Consider the following 1,481-nt stretch of genomic DNA (forward strand, 5'->3'; position numbering starts at 1 on the left):
GGTAGAGGGCCAGCGCCTGTCCTCCCGCAACCAGTAACAAAACAAGGGAGGATAGGGTGGCGTAATGGGCGATTTTCACGGGGTAATTCCTGTCAGCACAGACCATGGGGGAGCGTGGCCAGAGCCTAAACAGGGATGATGGCGTTTTTATGACAGCAGGGTCAGGTAGCCCTATCTTGCCGGTTTAACTGGCTCGGGATACCTGAGCGCTGTTGCGTTGGCCCAGCATACCGAGCAGGGCGCCTCCCATAATAAGTGCACCGGCCAGCAGATGGCGCGAGGTCAGCGCTTCTCCATTGAGCAACACCAGCAGCAAGGTGCTCAGCAGCGGTGTCAGGTAGGCAAGGGCACCGATCCGGCGTGGATCGCCGTCTCGCAGTGCCAGATACCAGGTCACAAAGGCCGCCCCCATCGGGCCCAGCGCCAGCCCGATGATGAGGCTCCAGTCACTGGTGGGGATCTGCGCGAGTGGCAGGGGCCCCTCCAGCAGACGGGCGAGCAGCAGAGCCAGCAAACCAGCGGGCAGGCAGGCTGCCGCAGTGACCACGGCAGGGGCTGGTGGCAGACGGCGTGATAGCACCGAATAGGCCCCCCAGACGACAGCTGCACCGAGCGCCAACAGGTATCCCGACAGATAGGCCTGCTGCAGTTGCAGCTCGCCATTGACCATCACCAGCATGGAACCCGCCAGACCGAAGGCGCCAGCCAGCAGGTGACGGGCATGGAGTGGATGGCCGGGCAACAACAGCGGGGTGAACAGAATGATGCAGAGCGGCCAGAGGTAGTTGATGAGGTTTGCCTCCAGCACCGGGGCATGGCGAAAGCTCATAAAAAGCAGCAGATGGTAGAGTAGCAGTGCCGTAACCGTCACCAGCCAGGTAATAGGGCGAGCACGCCATTGGCGCCAAAACGGCAAGGCCCCAACCCCGCAGAAAAACAGCACCAGCCCGACCAGCACCAGTGGTGACACGCTGGTGACCCGTGACGTCAGCGCCGCCAGTGAAGCCCACAGCATAATGGTCAGCAAGGCAAAACCGGTGGATCTATCCCACCAGGAACATCCGGACATCCAACACTCCTTTGCAAGATGAATGAGCAACAGAAAAGTGTGCAGTCTAACAGAGTGACAACCGACAAACAGTTTCGAGGCGGGCGATGACTTGCAAGTTGGTTGTTCTGTCCGAGCATGCTTAGCTAGTGGAAAATTAGCACCGGCAAGGGATTGAAAGCTTGCCCTGCAAAGAGGAAATGATTATTTAGAGCAACTTCTTGCTCGTTGGCTGGTTATTTATACTGATTGGGCAAGCAATCACGATTAAATACACTGCCCTAGGCAATTTATTGCGTGTTTGTGCATTGAACAAGAACTGGTGGAATGTAAGTGTTTGATAAATAATGGATAAAAAAGTGGCATGGTCGCTGCTAAAAGGTTGGTCGAGTGCTATCTCGTTTAACCAATCTATTTAGGAGCATACCCATGC

At 56.5% G+C, this 1,481-nt stretch carries 1 protein-coding gene; it reads right to left on the bottom strand.

Translation table 11 applies throughout. From position 1 onward, the window contains the following. Positions 1-184: 184 nt before the first annotated feature. The gene (locus AACS18_RS19785; protein WP_108613096.1) at positions 185-1,069 is read right to left on the bottom strand and encodes a DMT family transporter; all 885 of its coding nucleotides are present in this window, start codon (positions 1,067-1,069) and stop codon (positions 185-187) included. Positions 1,070-1,481: the final 412 nt, after the last annotated feature.

This window comes from Aeromonas sp. HMWF015 (assembly GCF_963878965.1).
In the GTDB taxonomy this organism is placed as follows: Bacteria; Pseudomonadota; Gammaproteobacteria; order Enterobacterales; family Aeromonadaceae; genus Aeromonas; species Aeromonas veronii.